Annotated in this window: 3 tRNA genes; all 3 read left to right on the forward strand. The window is 49.4% G+C overall.

Features of this window, described 5'->3' with window-relative positions:
- The first annotated feature begins 4 nt into the window (after positions 1-4).
- The 3 genes from AC6UDA_RS06950 (at position 5) to AC6UDA_RS06960 (ending at position 264) form a co-directional block, all read left to right on the forward strand.
- Positions 5-77 (forward strand) — tRNA-Asn (locus AC6UDA_RS06950).
- Positions 78-83: 6 nt separating this feature from the next.
- A tRNA-Ser gene (locus tag AC6UDA_RS06955) sits at positions 84-175 on the forward strand.
- A 16-nt stretch (positions 176-191) separates the two neighbouring features.
- A tRNA-Glu gene (locus AC6UDA_RS06960) sits at positions 192-264 on the forward strand.
- Position 265: the final 1 nt, after the last annotated feature.

Genomic DNA, 265 nt, shown 5'->3' on the forward strand with positions numbered 1-265 from the left:
TTATTCCGGCATAGCTCAGTTGGTAGAGCACCTGACTGTTAATCAGGTTGTCGACGGTTCGAGCCCGCCTGCCGGAGTACTATGGAGAGTTGTCCGAGCTGGCCGAAGGAGCATCATTGGAAATGATGTAAACGGATTAAAGTCTGTTTCGAGGGTTCGAATCCCTCACTCTCCGTATATTTTTGTAGTATGACCCGTTGGTCAAGTGGTTTAAGACACTGCCCTTTCACGGCAGTAACATGGGTTCGAATCCCGTACGGGTCAT

It is taken from the genome of Fructilactobacillus sp. X8R4C1, assembly GCF_059900905.1.